This window comes from Pararhizobium sp. P1_E7 (assembly GCF_056405855.1).
Genome location: NZ_JBFUBH010000027.1, coordinates 42,605 through 59,743, shown reverse-complemented (window position 1 = coordinate 59,743; position 17,139 = coordinate 42,605). Strand labels below are relative to the sequence as shown.

15 protein-coding genes and 1 pseudogene are annotated in these 17,139 nt (G+C 61.7%); 10 read left to right on the top strand and 6 right to left on the bottom strand.

All coding sequences use genetic code 11. The features are described from left to right. Window positions 1-1,383: phosphotransferase (locus AC1D17_RS20230; RefSeq protein WP_477567113.1), on the bottom strand; the 1,383-nt coding region annotated here is incomplete at its 3' end. A 77-nt stretch (window positions 1,384-1,460) separates the two neighbouring features. Here AC1D17_RS20230 and AC1D17_RS20225 point away from each other — a divergent pair. From AC1D17_RS20225 to AC1D17_RS20215, 3 genes and pseudogenes are all read left to right on the top strand, one after another. Further along, a complete protein-coding gene (locus AC1D17_RS20225) occupies window positions 1,461-1,943 on the top strand; it encodes an Lrp/AsnC family transcriptional regulator (protein ID WP_477567112.1) in 483 nt (160 codons plus the stop codon). 315 nt (window positions 1,944-2,258) lie between these two features. Then, window positions 2,259-3,551, top strand: coding sequence for an NCS2 family permease (locus tag AC1D17_RS20220; RefSeq protein ID WP_477567111.1), 1,293 nt, complete (start codon window positions 2,259-2,261; stop codon window positions 3,549-3,551). Window positions 3,552-3,691: 140 nt separating this feature from the next. Beyond that, window positions 3,692-4,140 (top strand): annotated as a pseudogene (locus tag AC1D17_RS20215) (PNPOx family protein); the annotation flags it as partial. 173 nt (window positions 4,141-4,313) lie between these two features. Here AC1D17_RS20215 and AC1D17_RS20210 read toward each other — a convergent pair. The 3 genes from AC1D17_RS20210 to puuE all read right to left on the bottom strand — a co-directional run bounded on the left by AC1D17_RS20210 (window position 4,314) and on the right by puuE (window position 6,744). Further along, entirely contained in the window at window positions 4,314-4,682 is a 369-nt protein-coding gene (locus tag AC1D17_RS20210; RefSeq protein ID WP_477567110.1) for a YciI family protein, read from the bottom strand. A gap of 145 nt (window positions 4,683-4,827) precedes the next feature. Further along, window positions 4,828-5,313, bottom strand: coding sequence for an ureidoglycolate lyase (locus AC1D17_RS20205; RefSeq protein WP_477567109.1), 486 nt, complete (start codon window positions 5,311-5,313; stop codon window positions 4,828-4,830). Window positions 5,314-5,325: 12 nt separating this feature from the next. Further along, window positions 5,326-6,744: an allantoinase PuuE gene (gene puuE / locus AC1D17_RS20200; protein ID WP_477567108.1), complete on the bottom strand. Its 1,419-nt coding sequence runs from the start codon at window positions 6,742-6,744 to the stop codon at window positions 5,326-5,328. 165 nt (window positions 6,745-6,909) lie between these two features. Here puuE and uraH point away from each other — a divergent pair, with 165 nt between their 5' ends. From uraH to xdhC, 4 genes are read left to right on the top strand one after another with little or no spacing between them, the layout of a single operon-like run. After that, window positions 6,910-7,269 carry a hydroxyisourate hydrolase gene (gene uraH / locus AC1D17_RS20195; RefSeq protein WP_477567107.1) on the top strand — a complete coding sequence of 120 codons (360 nt, stop codon included), beginning with the start codon at window positions 6,910-6,912 and terminating at the stop codon, window positions 7,267-7,269. A 3-nt stretch (window positions 7,270-7,272) separates the two neighbouring features. Further along, window positions 7,273-8,748 carry a xanthine dehydrogenase small subunit gene (gene xdhA / locus AC1D17_RS20190; RefSeq protein WP_477567106.1) on the top strand — a complete coding sequence of 492 codons (1,476 nt, stop codon included), beginning with the start codon at window positions 7,273-7,275 and terminating at the stop codon, window positions 8,746-8,748. Between the two features lie 10 nt (window positions 8,749-8,758). Further along, entirely contained in the window at window positions 8,759-11,095 is a 2,337-nt protein-coding gene (gene xdhB / locus AC1D17_RS20185; RefSeq protein WP_477567105.1) for a xanthine dehydrogenase molybdopterin binding subunit, read from the top strand. 5 nt (window positions 11,096-11,100) lie between these two features. Continuing rightward, window positions 11,101-11,967, top strand: a complete 867-nt coding sequence (xdhC, locus tag AC1D17_RS20180) for a xanthine dehydrogenase accessory protein XdhC (RefSeq protein WP_477567104.1) — start codon at window positions 11,101-11,103, stop codon at window positions 11,965-11,967. Between the two features lie 5 nt (window positions 11,968-11,972). Here xdhC and AC1D17_RS20175 read toward each other — a convergent pair whose 3' ends face one another. Next, window positions 11,973-12,386 (bottom strand): winged helix-turn-helix transcriptional regulator, encoded by a 414-nt coding sequence (locus AC1D17_RS20175; protein ID WP_477567103.1) that lies wholly within the window; start codon window positions 12,384-12,386, stop codon window positions 11,973-11,975. 102 nt (window positions 12,387-12,488) lie between these two features. On the opposite strand from AC1D17_RS20175, the gene AC1D17_RS20170 reads away from it, so the two are divergent. Further along, window positions 12,489-13,466 (top strand): quinone oxidoreductase family protein, encoded by a 978-nt coding sequence (locus AC1D17_RS20170; RefSeq protein ID WP_477567102.1) that lies wholly within the window; start codon window positions 12,489-12,491, stop codon window positions 13,464-13,466. Window positions 13,467-13,468: 2 nt separating this feature from the next. On the opposite strand, the gene AC1D17_RS20165 is transcribed toward AC1D17_RS20170, so the two are convergent. Beyond that, a complete protein-coding gene (locus AC1D17_RS20165) occupies window positions 13,469-14,386 on the bottom strand; it encodes a LysR family transcriptional regulator (protein WP_477567101.1) in 918 nt (305 codons plus the stop codon). Window positions 14,387-14,524: 138 nt separating this feature from the next. Here AC1D17_RS20165 and AC1D17_RS20160 point away from each other — a divergent pair, with 138 nt between their 5' ends. Both AC1D17_RS20160 and guaD read left to right on the top strand, forming a co-directional pair. After that, entirely contained in the window at window positions 14,525-15,760 is a 1,236-nt protein-coding gene (locus tag AC1D17_RS20160; RefSeq protein WP_477567100.1) for a urate hydroxylase PuuD, read from the top strand. After that, on the top strand, window positions 15,757-17,091 hold the full coding sequence (gene guaD, locus AC1D17_RS20155; protein WP_477567099.1) for a guanine deaminase: 1,335 nt from the start codon (window positions 15,757-15,759) through the stop codon (window positions 17,089-17,091). The genes AC1D17_RS20160 and guaD overlap by 4 nt, the downstream gene beginning before the upstream one ends. The last annotated feature ends 48 nt before the right edge of the window (window positions 17,092-17,139 follow it).

Here is a 17,139-nt window from a genome sequence, read left to right as displayed (position 1 = left end):
AGCGACAGGCGTGTAGAGCTTGGTGCCCGCCGCCATGAACAGGTCGAGGCCGAGATGGCGGATACGGCGGGTATTCTCGATCAGCCGCGACACGAACATATCGCCGGAATAGACAGTGCGCGCCTCGCCCCAGGGACCGATGCCGAGATCGACGCCGCGTTCGGCGCAATAGGCCTCCCAGATCGCCTGCGCCTCATCCGGCTGTTGGCCAGCGGACTTGACAGTCATTGGATGTTGCGGATCGGCATAAGGCACGAGAGCGGCCGGATAGGTTGCGGCCGGGCGGTCGAGCAACGGGTGAAGCGTCTTGCGGTTTGCATCGATCCAGGCGGTGACGGTGCGCGTGCCCGGCGTTGCCTCGAAGCCGCAGGCATGGCGCAGGATCGCCGTGGCGAAATGCGGGTTCATCGCATCGAGCTTGCGCAACAACGTCCAGGCCGGCTTTTCGCTGATGGCGAGATAGGGGTTGCCGCCGGTATGGGCGTGGCGCGATGCTGAGATCGTCACCGAGGTGACCAGCCGCATGGCGATGAGATCATAGAGAAGTTCGACTTCCTCTTCGAGCAGCGGATATTCGGCATGAAAGCCCCGCGCAATGGCCGCTGCTGCACCGATCGGATCGGCATGGTCGAGCCCGGCATAGGCGGCAGCGATGGCGACTTCGGCAATGACGGGTGCATAGAGTGCGTCGCCGAGATCGATCAGGCCGGCGATACGGTCATGATCGTCATCGGCGACAAGCACGTTCCAGTCATTGGCGTCGTTATGAATAACCGTCGAGCGCAGCTTCGGCAGTTTCGGCTCGATCACTGTGTTGAAACGGGTAAGGAACCGCTCCAGCAGCGCACGGTCGCCGGCGCTGGCAATGTGCTGCAGCCTGTCGGCGGAGCGGCCGGCATTGCGGATGTTCCAGTCGAGATCGCGCAGGGCGCCGGGATGCATGAACCCTTGCAAGGCGGTGTCGAAACGGCCGAGCAGCCGGCCCAGCGACGTCAGCGCTTCTTCGCTGCGGGCGGATTGGGCAAGCGGCATGCCCGGCACCCAGCCGACAAGGCGCAGCAGGTGGCGCACGCCGTGAGCGCTTGTCGTCTCGCCAAGGCTTGCGCCTGAAATGGTCGGGCGGRTATGCGGAACAGGCAGGTCAGGCGCGTGCTCGCCGACATGGCTCAGAAGCGCTGTCTGGAAGTCGCTCTCGACAGGGGGTTCGGCGGCGTTGACGATCTTGAGGATATAGATCCCGCCAGTCCTGGCCGTCACCTTGAAATTCTGGTCGCGTTCGCTGTCGAGCGGCGACAGCGAACCGTCGAGGCCATAGTGCTCGGCAAGCAGGCGCTTTGCGTCTTCAATGGAAAAATCCGGTGTAGTCTTCAGCATATCGGTCATGATCGTTCCTCGTTGCTTTCAGATTTACACGGGCGGCCAAACCATGCACCCGGCAATATGCCGGTTGCACCGGCATTATGTTTATAATAACCGTCATCTTGTCGGCCCATTCGAAAGTGGAAATCATGCAGGACACAGACGCGATCGACCGGACGATCCTCAGCATCCTGTCGCGGGAGGCGCGCATCCCGATGAAGTCGCTCGCGGGCCGCATCGGACTGTCCAGAAGTGCAACGACAGAACGCGTCAACCGGCTTGAAAAGGCCGGGATCATTCGCGGCTATCGGGCCGATATCGGCCAGCTCGATGAAGGCCAGGTCCATGCTTTCCTGTTGCTGACCCTCAAGAAGACGCCCTCCATCGGCGTGCTCGACCGGCTGGCGGGTTTCTCCTCCGTCCGCAAGGTGTCGTCGGTCAGCGGCCAGCTCGATCTCGTCGTCGAGGTCGAAGTCGGATCGATCAACGCGCTGAACGAACTGAGAAACGAAGTGGCGACTATGGAGAATGTCGATGATCTCACCACCTCGATCGTTCTGCGCCGCGACATCGAACGCAGTTGAGCCGCGCTTGACTTGGCTGCAGATGCCCATGAAATGATTTCGAGGCCCTATACCGTCCTCCGAAAAATTTGAAAGTCTTTCGCTTGCCGCGTCGAAATGGACGGCTAGCGATCCGGCGCGCGAAAACGCACAATCATAAAACCGTAAATGAGACATCCGGCACCCTTGCAGGGCGGCGGGATACTGATCGGGCACGGGCCCTGACAAGCCAAGTCGGCTTGAAATCGGTACAGTTGTGGTTGGTTCGCCAGAGGAGAAGGCGGTTCAGCCAGTGGCATGCGCCGGGGATGGATTTTTCCGGCCAAGGGAGGAAATATGTTTGAACGGCTCTTCAAGCTGAGTGAGCACAATACCACGGTCCGCACCGAACTGGTCGCGGGCCTGACGACATTTCTCACGATGTCGTACATCATCTTCGTCAACCCGGACATTCTGTCGACCACCGGCATGGACCGCGACGCGATTTTCGTGGCGACCTGTATTGCCGCAGCCCTCGGCTCGGCCGTCATGGCGCTGGTTGCCAACTGGCCGATCGGCATGGCGCCGGGCATGGGCCTCAACGCCTTCTTCGCCTTCACGGTCGTGGCGGCGCTCGGCTTCACCTGGCAGCAGGCGTTGGGCGCGGTCTTCATCTCGGGCCTGATCTTCGTCTTCCTGACGGTGACGGGTATCCGCGGCTGGCTGATCCAAGGCATTCCGCACTCGCTGCGCAGTGCCATTGCCACCGGTATCGGCMTCTTCCTCGGCATCATTGCCCTGAAGAACGCCGGCATCGTCGTCGACAATCCGGCAACGCTGGTTGGGCTCGGCAGCCTGAAGGCAACCGGGCCGCTGCTCGCCATCTTCGGCTTCTTCGTCATCGCGGTGCTCGATGCGCTCAGGGTCAAGGGGGCCATCCTGATCGGCATTCTCGCTGTGACCGTGCTCTCATGGGTAACCGGCGTCAGCCAGTTCCAGGGCGTCGTCTCGATGCCGCCGAGCATGGCGCCGACCTTCCTGCAGCTCGACATTGTCGGTGCCCTGCATGGCGGTCTGCTCCACGTCATCCTGGTCTTCGTCCTGGTCGAAGTGTTCGACGCCACGGGCACGCTGATCGGCGTTGCCAAGCGCGCCAACCTGATCCAGGAAGGCAAGCGGAGCCGGCTTGGCCGCGCGCTTCTGGCCGACAGCACGGCCATCGTTGCCGGCTCGCTGATGGGCACCAGCAGCACCACCGCCTATGTTGAAAGCGCGTCGGGCGTTCAGGCCGGCGGCCGCACGGGCCTGACGGCTCTCGTCATCGCCGTGCTGTTCCTTGCCTCGCTGTTCATCTCGCCGCTGGCGGGCTCCGTGCCCACCTATGCGACGGCACCGGCGCTGCTTTACGTGGCCGGCCTGATGATGCGCGAACTGACGGAAGTCGACTGGGAAGACCTGACCGAAGCCGCACCGGCAGCGCTCACCGCACTTGCCATGCCCTTCACCTACTCGATCGCCAACGGCCTTGCCTTCGGCTTCATCAGCTATGTCGTCTTGAAGACGTTCACCGGCAAATGGCGCGCCGTCCACCCGGCAACCCTGATCGTCGCCGTCCTGTTCGTCATCCGCTTCGCGTTCTTCGCGGAGTGATGGATCGGATGGCGGGTAAACGATAATCCCGTTCGTCAATACGTCAGAACCTGGACCGGGCCGCATCCACTGCGGCCCGGTTTTTCGCGACTGGTCCCCGACCGCTGTTGCTAGTCCAAGGCCGTYGCTCAACGAGCCTCATCGAGCGTTCGCCATTCATATGCATCGGCACACAGAATTTGCATGGAAAGGCTGATGTCAGTCCTCGCCGCGACCCGGTTGGCTTTGTCAAAATTCTTGATCAACACACGTTGGCGATACCGGACCGGCCAGGCAACAACCGTCTCGATAGCGCGTAAATGGGCAGGCCAGCCTGGTGACCGACCCTGAAATTCTCGAGAGCATGAGTGTTAAGGATCGCATTCCAAAACTGGCAATTGTGGTCAAGGTGAGTGAGGTCTTGATGCATTGCGTCAAGGCATTCCGGCGCTCTCATTTGTGAAACCCGGATCATTTTCAAGGCCGCGACGAGATGCCGTCGCTTTCAAAGATCATTCTGGATCAGACAACTGGCGCTCCAAGCGGCGGTCATGAGATGCGCCAAATAGATGCCGAACTCGAAGAAGAATACAAGAAGACACTTTACTAACTTTTTGAGAGGGCGCCCATGCGAAGAACCGCTTCGATCGCCTGGTGTTTCTCGCCTGCAGTCATGCAGCTTTGCCGGCCAAAGCCATAAAGGGCCTCGGCCGGCAGTCGCGGTTGCCACTCAGTGTCGCAGGTGCCCGGTCACGGATTCCCGTGATCTCCAGCATCAAACTCTCATTGCCAGTCAGCCATCTCGTACAGCGGCCGGATTTCGATCTCGCTCGGTCCCGGCATGGGATTGGGGCAGCGCTTCACCCAGGCGACCGCCTCGTCCATGTCCTTGACGTCCCAGAGCCAGAAGCCGGCGACCAGCTCACGGGTCTCGGCGAAAGGCCCGTCGATGACCGTGCGGCCGGGACCATTGAACGCAACACGCTTGCCCGCCGAGGAAGGCTTGAGGCCATCGGCTTCGCGCAAGATCCCGGCTTCACGCAGTTCGTCGTTAAATTTGCCCATCGCCTCCATCATGGCGGTCGTCTCGGCCGTCGGGACAAAGCCCTTTTCGCTGTCTTCGGTCGCTTTCACTAACACCATCACGCGCATCGTCAGTCTCCTTGTTAGAGCCGGCCTTATCGGCCTGGCATCCTAACGACGAACGGGCTTTTCGGAAATCGACATCGTTCCGCAGAACTTTTTTCGGCGGTTGAGGTGCGGGCGCGATGGCCCGACCTTAACAATGCTGGAAGGTTCAGCGGATCAAGAACGGTGTCTTATAAAAATGCTCTTCCAGATTGACGCCTTCACCGGCGCGATCGACCACGGCGAAATCCGAGATGCCGTCGAGCGGCGTCAGGATGCCGTGCCAGACGTTGCGGCCGATGTTGACGCCCTGTCCCGGCGCCGTCTTGAAGGCGATCGGTTCGCCCGGACCATTCGGCGTTTCCTCGGCAACAACCACCAGGAAAGGATGCTGGCTGAGTGGAATGAACGCCTGGCTGCCGAACGGGTGCCGTTCGACCATGGTGAGTTCCAGCGGCAGCGGATAGGGCTCGCCGCGCAGCAGGCTGATCATCGGACGGGCTTTTTCGCCCGTCGTCTCGATCTTGGCAAGATCATGATAACGCACGCATTTACCTGCGTTGATCGGGAAGTTGTGTGCGCCTTCGGTTTCCAGCACCTCGCCAAACGGCGCAAAAGCCTCGCGGGTCAGCGGCTTGATGTCGATCGTTTTCATCGTCTTCCCTCCTCAGTTCGGCAGCATGTCGGTCAGGCGGAGCAGTGCGATCCGCTCGACCTGGCGGCAGGCCGTTTGAAACTCCGTCTGCCAGTCATTGCCGATGCGGCGCTGAAAGGCCGCCAGAATGTCGGCTTTGCCAAGACCGCGCACGGCGATGATGAAGGGGAAGCCGAACGTTTTGACATAACGGCCGTTGAGAATGTTGAACTGCTCGCGCTCTGCGTCCGTCAGTGCGTCAAGCCCGGCGGAAGCCTGCTCGCTGGTCGAGCTTTCGGTCAGGCGCCTGGCTTGCGCAAGTTTACCTGCGAGGTCCGGGTGGGCATTGAGCACCGCCAGCCGCTCGGTTTCGCTCGCGCCGCGAAAGACGGYCGTCAACGCCGCATGCAGGCCGATGGCCGTATCGTTGGCCGCAGCCAGTTCGCCTGCAAAGGCGCGCTTGGCGATCCAGTCGGAATGTTCGAAGACACCGCCGAAGCGGGTAACGAAAATCTCTTCGGCAAGACGCGACGGGCGGTTTTCATTCGGCTTGAACGGAAAGGCCTTTGCCCAATGATCGGCGATATCGATGCGGCGGGCGATCCAGACCTTGTCATGGCTCTTCACATAGTCGATGAACCGTGCCAGTGCGGCCGCGCGTCCCGGCCGCCCGGCCAGCCGGCAATGCAGGCCGATATTCATCATTTTCGGCGCGCCTTGCGCCCCTTCGGCATAGAGCACGTCGAACGTATCCTTCAGGTAGCTGAAGAACTGGTCGCCGCTGTTGAAACCTTGGGCGGTGGCAAAGCGCATGTCGTTGGTATCGAGCGTATAGGGAATGACGAGCTGGTGCTGGCCGCCGTGCTCATGCCAGTAGGGCAGGTCGTCGGCATAGCTGTCGGAGACATAGGCAAAGCCGCCTTCTTCCGTGATGAGATCGACGGTGTTTTCCGAACACCGGCCGGTATACCAGCCGCGCGGCCGCTCGCCGGTCACGACCGTATGCAGCCGGATCGCCTCTGCGATCTGCTTGCGCTCCTCAGCCGGATCCATGTCCTTGTGCTCGACCCATTTCAGCCCGTGCGAGGCAATTTCCCAGCCGGCACTCTGCATCGCCGCGACTTGTTCCGGGGAGCGTTTCAAGGCGGTTGCGACGCCATAAACCGTGACCGGGACATCCCGGTCGGTCAGCAGCCGGTGCAGCCGCCAGAAGCCGGCGCGGGCGCCATATTCGTAAATCGATTCCATGTTCCAGTGGCGCTGGCCGGGCCAGGCCTGGGCGCCGACGATTTCCGACAGGAAGGCTTCCGAGGCGATGTCGCCGTGCAGCACGCAGTTTTCGCCGCCCTCTTCGTAGTTGACGACGAATTGCACGGCGATGCGGGCGTCGTCCGGCCAAGCGGCGTTCGGCGCTGTTGCGCCGTAACCCTGGAGATCGCGCGGATATCTCATGAAATCATTCCTCCCAAAACGTTCGATTGGCCAATTTCTAACTGCAAAACGCGCGCGCCATTCCCCCTCAAAATTTTGAAAGTCTCGAACGATCAGCCTGCTACCGAAGGGAAGTGGAGTGACGGATAGTGGCCGAATGAATGCAGTCTTCGGGAGGTGAAACGCATGCAATCTGGAACAGCCGGCCGGCTGACGACCCACGTGCTCGACACGGCGCTCGGCAAACCCGCCGAAAATCTGCGCATCGATCTCTTTCGCATCGAAGGCGAGCGCGCCGAGCAGATCGGCTCCGCCCGCACCAACGACGACGGCCGCTGCGATGCGCCGCTGTTGAATGGCGATGCGATGAAATCCGGAACCTACGAACTGCGCTTCCACGCCGGCGATTACCTCGGCCATGAGGCCGGGCAAGTGCCGTTCCTCGACATCATCCCAATCCGCTTCGGCATCGCAGACGTGTCGGCGCACTACCATGTGCCGCTGCTGCTTTCGCCCTACAGCTATTCGACCTATCGCGGGAGCTGAGCCATGACCGTCCAGATCCGCAGCTCCATCCGCTTCCTGCTCAATCATCGCCTGGTCGAACTCTCGGCTGTTTCGGCGGTCCAGACACTGCTCGATTTCCTCAGGCTCGACCGCAATCTGCGCGGCACCAAGGAAGGCTGCGCCGAAGGCGATTGCGGCGCCTGCACCGTGCTGGTCGGACGCCTGCTGGATGGGCGGCTGAAATATGAGAGCGTCAACGCCTGTATCCGTTTCGTCGGCTCGCTCGATGGCTGCCATATCGTCACGGTGGATTCGCTCGCCGTGCCCGGTGGGCCGCTGCATCCGGTGCAGCAGGCAATGGTCGATACGCATGCCTCGCAATGCGGTTTCTGCACGCCCGGCTTCGTCATGTCGCTCTACGGCCTCTGGATGGAAAATCCAAAACCTTCGGTGACCGAGATCGAGAAGGCGCTGCAGGGCAATCTCTGTCGTTGCACCGGCTATGCCGCCATCATCCGTGCCGCCGAGGCCGTGTCGGTGATCGGCGATCTCGATCGGGACCCGCTGGTCGCCGAGCGAGCAACGATCGTTGAGAAACTGGAGGGGCTGAAGGACGGCAAGCGCGTCGAGATCGGTGAAGGTTCCGAGCGCTTCCTGCTGCCGGCCTCCGTCGATGATCTCGCCGAAATCTATGAGGCGCAGCCCAATGCCCGCATCGTCGCCGGTTCCACCGATGTCGGACTGTGGGTGACGAAGTTCATGCGCGACATCTCGCCCGTCGTGCATTTGAGCCATCTCGACGAGTTGCGCCGCATCGCGGTCGATGACACCGGCATCACATTCGGCGCCGGCGTCAGCTACACCGAATCCTTTCCGCTGATATCACAACATTTTCCGCAGCTCGTCGAACTATGGAACCGCATTGGTGGCCAGCAGGTGCGCAACATGGGCACGATCGGCGGCAATATCGCCAACGGCTCGCCGATCGGCGACACGCCCCCGGCCTTGATCGCGCTCGGTGCATCCGTCGTGCTGCGCAAGGGCAAGGTGCAGCGCACCGTGCCGCTCGAAAGTTTCTTTATCGAGTACGGCAAGCAGGACCGCCGGCCCGGCGAATTCGTCGAGGCCGTGCGTATCCCGTTCCTGAATGAGAACGCGCGCTATGCGGTCTACAAGATCACCAAGCGGCTGGACGAGGATATCTCCGCCGTCTGCGGCGCCTTCCGCCTGGCCCTTGATGAAAACGGCAAGGTCTCCGACGCTGTGATTGCCTTCGGAGGCATGGCCGGCACGCCGAAGCGGGCGGACCATGCAGAGGCGGCGTTGATCGGCGCCGATTGGACCGAAGCGGTCATCGACACCGCGATGGACGCCCTCGGCAACGACTATACGCCGCTGACGGATTGGCGGGCATCGGCGGATTACCGGTTGCTGGTCGCGAAAAACCTTCTGCGCCGGTTCTATCTGGAAACGCAAGGCGACGCGCCGGTACGGCTCGATCGCAAGCAGGCTGTGTGAGGAGAAAACCATGAATGTCATGCAGCCCATCGACCGCATCCGCGGCGGCGTCCACGAAAACGAACGCCACGAATCCGGTCACAAGCATGTGACGGGGACCGCCGAATATATCGACGACATTCCCGAACCCGCCGGCACTTTGCACGCCTATCTCGGCCTGTCGCAGCGCGCCCATGCCGAAATCCTGTCGATCGATTTCGAAGCGGTGAAATCCGCGCCGGGCGTCATTGGCGTCCTGACGGCCGATGACATTACCGGCGAGAACGATGTCAGTCCGGCGCACAAGCACGACGATCCGGTTTTTGCCACCAGCAAGGTGGAGTTTCACGGCCAGCCGATCTTCGCCGTCATCGCCGAAACCCGCGATTTGGCCCGCCGCGCTGCCGCCAAGGTCCAGATCGAGTACCGCGACCTGCCGCATGTCACCGACGTTCTGGAGGCCGCCGCCGCCAACTATCCGCTGGTCATCGATCCCCTGAAGCTGGAGCGCGGCGACATCGCTGCCGGTTTTGCCAAGTCGAAAAACGTTCTCGAAGGCGAGATGCGCATCGGCGGGCAGGATCATTTCTATCTCGAAGGCCATATCTCCTTTGCCATTCCCGGCGAAGACGACGAGATCCTGGTCTATTCCTCGACCCAGCATCCAAGCGAGACCCAGCACATGGTCGGGCAGGTGCTCGGCGTCGCCTCCAATGCCGTGACGATCAATGTCCGCCGCATGGGTGGTGCCTTCGGCGGTAAGGAAACGCAGGCGAACCTGTTTGCCGCCGTCGCAGCACTGGCCGCGAAGAAATATCGCTGTGCCGTGAAAATTCGCCCGGATCGCGACGACGATATGACCGCGACCGGCAAGCGGCATGACTTCCATGTCGGCTACAAGGTCGGCTTCGACGATGACGGCCGGATCGAGGCCGTTGACGCGACCTTTTCGGCTCGCTGCGGCTTCTCGGCCGATCTCTCCGGCCCGGTCACCGACCGCGCGCTGTTTCACGCCGACAATTGCTATTTCTATCCGCACGTCCGGCTGCGCTCGCGGCCGCTCAAGACCAACACCGTTTCCAACACCGCCTTCCGCGGTTTCGGCGGTCCGCAGGGCATGGTCGGCGGCGAGCGGATGATCGAGGACGTGGCCTATGCGCTCGGCAAGGATCCGCTCGAAATCCGCAAGCTGAATTTTTACGGCGGCGAGGGGCGCAATCTGACGCCCTATCACCAGACCGTCGAAGACAACATTATCGGTCGCATCATCGAGGAGCTGGAAACCTCCTGTGACTATGCTGCGCGGCGCGAAGAGCTTCTCGCCTTCAACCGCAAGAGCCAAGTCATCAAGCGCGGTATCGCGCTGACGCCGGTCAAATTCGGCATTTCCTTCACCAAGACGGAATACAACCAGGCCGGCGCGCTGGTGCATATCTATGCCGACGGTTCGATCCATCTGAATCACGGCGGCACCGAGATGGGCCAGGGGCTCTATACCAAGGTGGCGCAGGTGGTGGCCGACGAATTCCAGGTCGATCTTAACCGGATCAAGGTGACGGCGACGACGACCGGCAAGGTGCCGAACACTTCGGCGACGGCCGCCTCTTCCGGTTCCGACCTCAACGGCATGGCCGCCGCCAATGCCGCCCAGCAGATCAAGGCGCGGCTGGTGACGTTCGCCGCCGAACGCTGGGGCGTCAGCGAAGGCGATGTCGCCTTCGAGCCGAATACGATCCGCATTGGCGCCGAGCGCATCGCCTTTTCGGACTTCATTAGAACTGCCTACGGCTCCCGCATCCAGCTTTCGGCGGCGGGTTTCTACAAGACGCCGAAGATCCACTGGAACCGCTCCGAGGGCCGGGGCCGTCCGTTCTTCTACTACGCCTATGGCGCCTCCTGCTCCGAGGTCAGCGTCGATACGCTGACAGGTGAATATCAAGTGGATCGTAGCGACGTGCTGCATGATGTCGGCAAGTCGCTCAATCCGGCGCTGGATATCGGCCAGGTCGAGGGCGCCTTTGTGCAGGGCATGGGCTGGCTGACGACGGAGGAGCTGTGGTGGGATGCCAAGGGGCGGCTCAGAACCCATGCGCCATCGACCTACAAGATTCCGCTCGCCTCCGACCGGCCGCGCATCTTCAACGTCAAGCTCGCCGAATGGTCTGTCAATCGCGAAGAGACGATCCGCCGTTCCAAGGCAGTCGGCGAGCCGCCTTTCATGCTGCCGATCTCGGTGCTGGAAGCGATCTCGATGGCGGCGGCGAGCGTTGCGGAGTATCGTATCGCACCGCGCATCGATGCGCCGGCAACGCCGGAACGGGTGTTGCTTGCCATCGAGCGGCTGCGCCGCGCGGCAAAGAATGGGTGAACGGCATGGCTGCCAGACGCGAAGACATCAGGGATTTTCTGCGCCGCGAGCCGGACTGCGTGTTCGTCGAGGTGACGGGTGCGGCCGGCTCGACGCCGCGTGATACCGATGCGTGGATGCTGGTGGCTGAGGACGGCCTGTTTGGAACCGTCGGCGGTGGCCAGCTCGAATATATGGCGATCGACCACGCCCGCAGAGCCTTGCGGCAGGGCGTCCCGGCGGAGGCCATGAGCGTCCCGCTGGGGCCGGAAATCGGCCAATGCTGCGGCGGCCGTGTCGGCCTGTCCTTTACCGGGGTAACCCCGGATATCGCCGCCTTTCTGATTGCACGGAGCGACCGCGAAATGGCAGAGCGACCGCATGTCTACGTCTTCGGGGCAGGTCACGTCGGCGATGCGCTGGCCATGGCTCTGTCGCTGGTGCCGGTGCGCACCGTTCTGGTTGACACCCGCGAAGAGGAATTGTCGGCGTCAAGCGTGCAGGGTGTCGAAACCTGCCTGACGGCGATGCCGGAAGCGGTGGTGCGCGATGCACCCCCGGGCAGCTCTTTCGTCATCCTGACCCATGATCATGCGCTGGATTTCCTGATCGCGGCCGAGGCGTTGCGCCGCGACGATGCGGCCTATGTCGGCATGATCGGCTCGAAGACCAAGCGCGCCACGTTCAAGAACTGGCTCTCCCGCGAAATGGGCCGGCCGGATATTTTCGACCGGCTCATCTGCCCGATCGGCGGCGCGACGGTGAAGGACAAACGCCCGGCGGTGATCGCCGCCCTGGCCGCCGCGGAGATCATGACGGCGGCGCTCAATCACGTTCTGCCGAAGCCCAGGCAGGTGAAATCAAGCCGGCTAAACAAGGCTGCGGAGGCCTGACTTCGTTAACGGATACCTCGGTCGTGGACGGTTTCGACGGCAGTCCGGCGAAGTGAAGGTTTTATGACGCAGGGCGAAATCCGGTTGCCGTCACYGGTTTCTACGGCGTGGCGTTGACCCCATTGGCACAGCGCAAGCAAGAGCGGTTGCAGGCTTGATCCCAGATCGGTCGCCGAGTACTCCACCCTTGCAGGAACTTCGGCAAACACCTCGCGACGGACCAGGCCATGTTCCTCCAGTTCGCGAAGCTGCTGTATCAGCATTTTCTGGCTGACGCCGGGGACAAGTTTTTTCAATTCCGACAGCCGCTTTGCTCCGCTGAAGAGGTGGTAGAGCACGATTGCCTTCCAGCGCCCGGCGATAATCTTCAGGGCGCGTTCGGAGGGAAGCGATGGCAATTTCTTGATGATAGCTGCCATGGTGACCTTTCGGTGACTAGCGGACGAAAGAGTGTGTAGCTGCCGTTCTCCTGCTTCAGATAGATGTGGCTCGGCACATTTGCAATGCAGGAGCCGAAGAGCATGAAAGCCATTCAATATCGCCAATTCGGTGGACCCGAGGTTCTTGAGATCGCTGATATACCGCGGCCTCAACCGGGCAAAGGCGAGGTCCTGATCCGTGTCGCGGCGGTTGGCCTCAACTATTTCGAAGTGCTGATGCGGGCAGATCGCTATGTGGTCACGCCGCAGCTGCCGATGGTACCGGGCGTCGAAATCGCCGGAACGGTGGAAGCATTGGGGGAGGGTGTGACCTGGCCAGTGGCCGGCATGCGGGTCGCAGTGCCGATGTTCGCATTCGGTCTGGGATTCGGCGGCTGCGCGGAATATGTCGCTATTCCGGCGGAAGCTGCCGTGGCGGTGCCCGATGGATTGTCTCTTGAAGCGGCGGTGTCCTTGATGATCCAGGGCCTGACTGCGCTGCATGCCGTCCGCAGAAGTCTCGTTGCCGGCAAACGCGTGCTCGTTCCTGCCGCCGCCGGGGGTGTCGGCTCCCTTCTGCTACAGTTGGTGAAAGCCGGTGGCGCGGCAGAGATCATTGCTGCAGCGAGTACACCGGAAAAACGGACTCTCGCACTGTCCCTGGGTGCGGATGCCGCGATCGAATATGCGCAGCCGGATCGGTTGTCACTTGCTCGTCCCGCCATCGGCGACGGTGTCGATCTGATCTTCGACTTCGGCGGCGGGGAACTGGGCGCGACATTGCCCGACCTTCTCTCACCCGGTGGCGAGCTTGTCTTCGGTGCCATGGGCCGCTTACAGCTCACAGCGGAGAGGGTCGACCAGATGATGTCGAAAAACCAGTCCTTGAAGGGGTTCGCCCTCCTGCCGTTGCTGACGCCTGGAAATGTTCCGGCCGATCTCAACGAACTTTTCGACCACGCGCTTCAAGGCAGGATCAAGATGCCGAAAGGTGGCCGGTATCCCTTTGAGGCAGCTGCGGAAGCCCATCGCGCCATGGAGGCGCGCCGGACGACCGGAAAGGTCGTCCTCATTCCATAGCGCTACTCCAGCATCTTGCCGATCATCCGCTGACAGCGTTCGGCCATGAAATCGATCATCAGCCGGACCTTCGGGTCCTGAAAGCGCTTGTGCGGATAGATCGCCGCGAGCTGGACGCTGGCGGGCGGGGTGTCCTTGAGGATCTCGACCAGGGTGCCGTTGTTCAGATAGCTTTTCACTTCGAACAACGGCTTGTTGATGATGCCCCGGCCTTCGAGCGCCCATTGGGTCAGGACGTCACCATCGTCGGAATCGTAGGGGCCGCCGATTTCCAGTTTGCGGGTGGTGCCATCAGGCGTCTGCAGGGTCCAGTAATATTCCTTCGAGCCGGGATAGCGCAAAAGCAAACAGTCGTGCTTGTCGTCGATCAGGGCATCCGGCGTTTCCGGCGTGCCGCGTTTTTCGAGATAGGCGGGGGCGGCACAGACGACGCGCACACAGTTGAGGATGCCGCGCATGCGCAGGTTGGAATCCTCGAGAACCCCGAGCTTGAAGGCAACATCGACGCCTTCGCTCAAGATATCGACATTGTGGTCGGAGAGGCGCAGGCGCACCTCGATATCCGGATACCGATCGTGGAATTCAGGAATGCCCGATGCGATCAGCCGCCGGCCGATGCCGAGCGGGGCGGTGATCCTGAGCGAGCCCTTCGGATTGTGCGAAAGATCGGCAATGGCGCTTTCCGCCTCGTTGACCGCCTCGATGATCTTGACGGCACCCTGATAGAACACGCGGCCATGTTCGGTCGGCGACAGCTTGCGCGTCGTGCGATTGAACAGCCGCACGCCCAGATGCCGCTCCAGCTCCTTGATGCGGTTGCTGGCGACGGCAGGCGTCACCCGCTGGTCGCGGCCGGCCGACGAGAGCGTACCGAGTTCGACGACGCGGACAAAGACGCGGATGTTATCGAGATAGGACATGAGGCTCTTCTATCACATTGCGAATCGAACGGCATCGGGGGCGATCTTATAGTTTTTTTTGAAAGTGTTGGGGATTAACCGGCATTTCGGTTGATATCGCGCAGTGGCAGAACTCTCCCAAACAGGGGGAGAGCCCATATGTATGAATACGCCATTGCCTGGGACTGGCTGACCTTTGCCGTCCGCTGGCTCCACGTCATCACCGCCATCGCCTGGATCGGCTCGTCGTTCTATTTCGTTGCGCTCGATCTTGGCCTGCGCAAGCGGCCGGATCTTCCGGCCGGCGCCCATGGCGAGGAGTGGCAGGTGCATGGCGGTGGCTTCTACCACATCCAGAAATACCTGGTGGCGCCGTCCAACATGCCGGAACACCTGATCTGGTTCAAATGGGAGAGCTATGTCACCTGGCTTTCCGGCTTCGGCATGCTGTGTCTGGTCTATTATGCCGGTGCCGATCTCTATCTGATCGATCCGAATGTGCTGGATGTCTCCAAACCGGTCGCCATCGGCATCTCGCTCGCCTCGCTTGCTTTCGGTTGGATCATCTACGACCTGATCTGCAAATCGCCCTTCGGCAATGACAACACGCGGCTGATGGTGGCGCTCTACTTCATCCTGGTCGCGGTTGCCTGGGGCTATACGCAGCTGTTCACCGGCCGGGCCGCCTTCCTGCATCTCGGTGCCTTCACGGCGACGATCATGTCGGCGAACGTGTTCGCCGTCATCATGCCGAACCAGCGCATCGTTGTCGCCGACCTGATCGCCGGCCGCACGCCGGATGCGAAATACGGCAAGATCGCCAAGCAGCGCTCGACGCACAACAACTATCTGACGCTTCCGGTCCTGTTCCTGATGCTGTCGAACCATTATCCGCTGGCTTTCGGCACTCAGTTCAACTGGATCATCGCCTCGCTGGTGTTCCTGATGGGCGTGACGATCCGGCATTATTTCAACACCCGCCACGCCAATGCCGGCAATCCGACCTGGACCTGGCTTGCCACCGTGCTCCTGTTCATCGTCATCATGTGGCTTTCGACCGTACCGAAAATCCTGACCGGCGAGCCGGAACAGGTCTCGGCAGCCCAGCAGCCCTTTGTTGCCGCTGAAGCCTTTCCGAAGGTGCGCGACACCATCCTTGGCCGCTGTGCCATGTGCCATGCCAAGGAGCCGGGCTGGGAGGGCATGATCAAGCCGCCGAAGGGCGTGGTGCTGGAAAGCGATGCTGAGATCGCCGCGCATGCGCGGGAAATCTACCTGCAGGCCGGACGCTCGCATGCAATGCCGCCAGCCAATGTGACCGCGGTGACCGACGATGAACGCAAGCTTCTGGTCGCCTGGTACGAGACCGTTATGAACGGAGGAAAAACCCAATGAGCGAACTCCTGATCCGTGGACGCGTCCTCACCTTCATCGATGAGCCCAAGGGTATCGATGATACCGCATCCTACCTGACCGTGGACGATGGGGCGGTTCTGGTGCGGGGTGGCAAGATCGCTGCCGTCGGCGATTATGCGGAAATCAGCAAGGCCGCCGGTGCCGGCGTTGAGGTGGCCGACCACCGGCCGCATCTGATCCTGCCCGGGCTGATCGACACGCACCTGCATTTTCCGCAGACCCAGGCGATCGCGTCCTATGGCGCGCAGCTGCTCGAATGGCTGAACACCTATATTTTCGTCGAGGAGCAGAAATTCGCCGAGCCGGAACACGCGGCGTTCATCGCCGGGCGCTTCATGGACGAGCTTTTGGCGAACGGAACGACGACGGCGGTTGCCTACTGTTCGGTGCATCCGCAAAGCGTCGATGCCTATTTCACCGCTGCCGAACAGCGCGGCATGCTGATGGTTGGCGGCAAGGTGATGATGGACCGCAATGCGCCGGACGCGCTGCGCGACACGCCGCAAAAGGGTTATGACGAGACCAAGCGGCTGATCGGCAAATGGCATGGCCGGGGCCGGGCGCATTATGCAATCAGCCCGCGCTTTGCCATTACTTCGACGCCGGAGCAGATGGAGATGAGCCAGGCACTGGTCGCCGAGCACCGCGATTGCTACGTGCAGACGCATCTGTCGGAAAACAAGGACGAGATCGCCTTTGCCACCTCGCTCTATCCGGATGCCAAGGACTATACCGACATCTATGCCCGCTATGATCTTTTGACGGACAAGACGCTGCTCGGGCACTGCATTTATCTGAGCGACCGGGAGATTTCGGTGCTGGCGGAAACCGGCGCGGTCGGCGTGTTCTGCCCGACCTCCAATCTCTTCCTCGGTTCGGGCCTGTTCGACCGCGACCGGTTCGACAGGCTCGGCGCCCGCTGGTCGGTGGCGACCGATGTCGGGGCGGGCACCAGCTTCTCGATGCTGGAGACGATGGACGAGGCCTACAAGGTGCTGCATCTGCAGGGCCAGCGCCTGTCGCCGCTCAATTCCTTCTACCGCATGACGCTCGGCAATGCCCGGGCGCTGGGTCTTCAGGACCGCATCGGTTCGCTGCATGTGGGCGCCGATGCCGATATCGTTGTGCTCGATTCCAGCGGCAAATCGGCGATGGAGCTGCGGATGCGCACGGCAAAATCGCTGACCGACGAGCTGTTCATCCTGCAGACGATGGGCGACGACCGCTGCGTTTCCGAGGTGTATGTGGCGGGCAAGGCGATGAAGAAGCGCAAGGCCGGTGCCGGGGCGCGGGCGCTGGAAACGGCGTGATGACTAAGCCCTCCCCTTGAGAGGGGAGGGCCGGAGCGCAGTCGCGGG

Coding starts and splice junctions, on each gene's coding strand:
- AC1D17_RS20205 (WP_477567109.1), bottom strand. CDS start 5,313: ATGAAAACGATCGACATCAAGCCGCTGACCCGCGAGGCTTTTGCGCCG.
- AC1D17_RS20160 (WP_477567100.1), top strand. CDS start 14,525: ATGTATGAATACGCCATTGCCTGGGACTGGCTGACCTTTGCCGTCCGC.
- uraH (WP_477567107.1), top strand. CDS start 6,910: ATGCAATCTGGAACAGCCGGCCGGCTGACGACCCACGTGCTCGACACG.
- AC1D17_RS20225 (WP_477567112.1), top strand. CDS start 1,461: ATGTTTATAATAACCGTCATCTTGTCGGCCCATTCGAAAGTGGAAATC.
- xdhA (WP_477567106.1), top strand. CDS start 7,273: ATGACCGTCCAGATCCGCAGCTCCATCCGCTTCCTGCTCAATCATCGC.
- AC1D17_RS20210 (WP_477567110.1), bottom strand. CDS start 4,682: ATGCGCGTGATGGTGTTAGTGAAAGCGACCGAAGACAGCGAAAAGGGC.
- AC1D17_RS20170 (WP_477567102.1), top strand. CDS start 12,489: ATGAAAGCCATTCAATATCGCCAATTCGGTGGACCCGAGGTTCTTGAG.
- guaD (WP_477567099.1), top strand. CDS start 15,757: ATGAGCGAACTCCTGATCCGTGGACGCGTCCTCACCTTCATCGATGAG.
- xdhC (WP_477567104.1), top strand. CDS start 11,101: ATGGCTGCCAGACGCGAAGACATCAGGGATTTTCTGCGCCGCGAGCCG.
- AC1D17_RS20165 (WP_477567101.1), bottom strand. CDS start 14,386: ATGTCCTATCTCGATAACATCCGCGTCTTTGTCCGCGTCGTCGAACTC.
- xdhB (WP_477567105.1), top strand. CDS start 8,759: ATGAATGTCATGCAGCCCATCGACCGCATCCGCGGCGGCGTCCACGAA.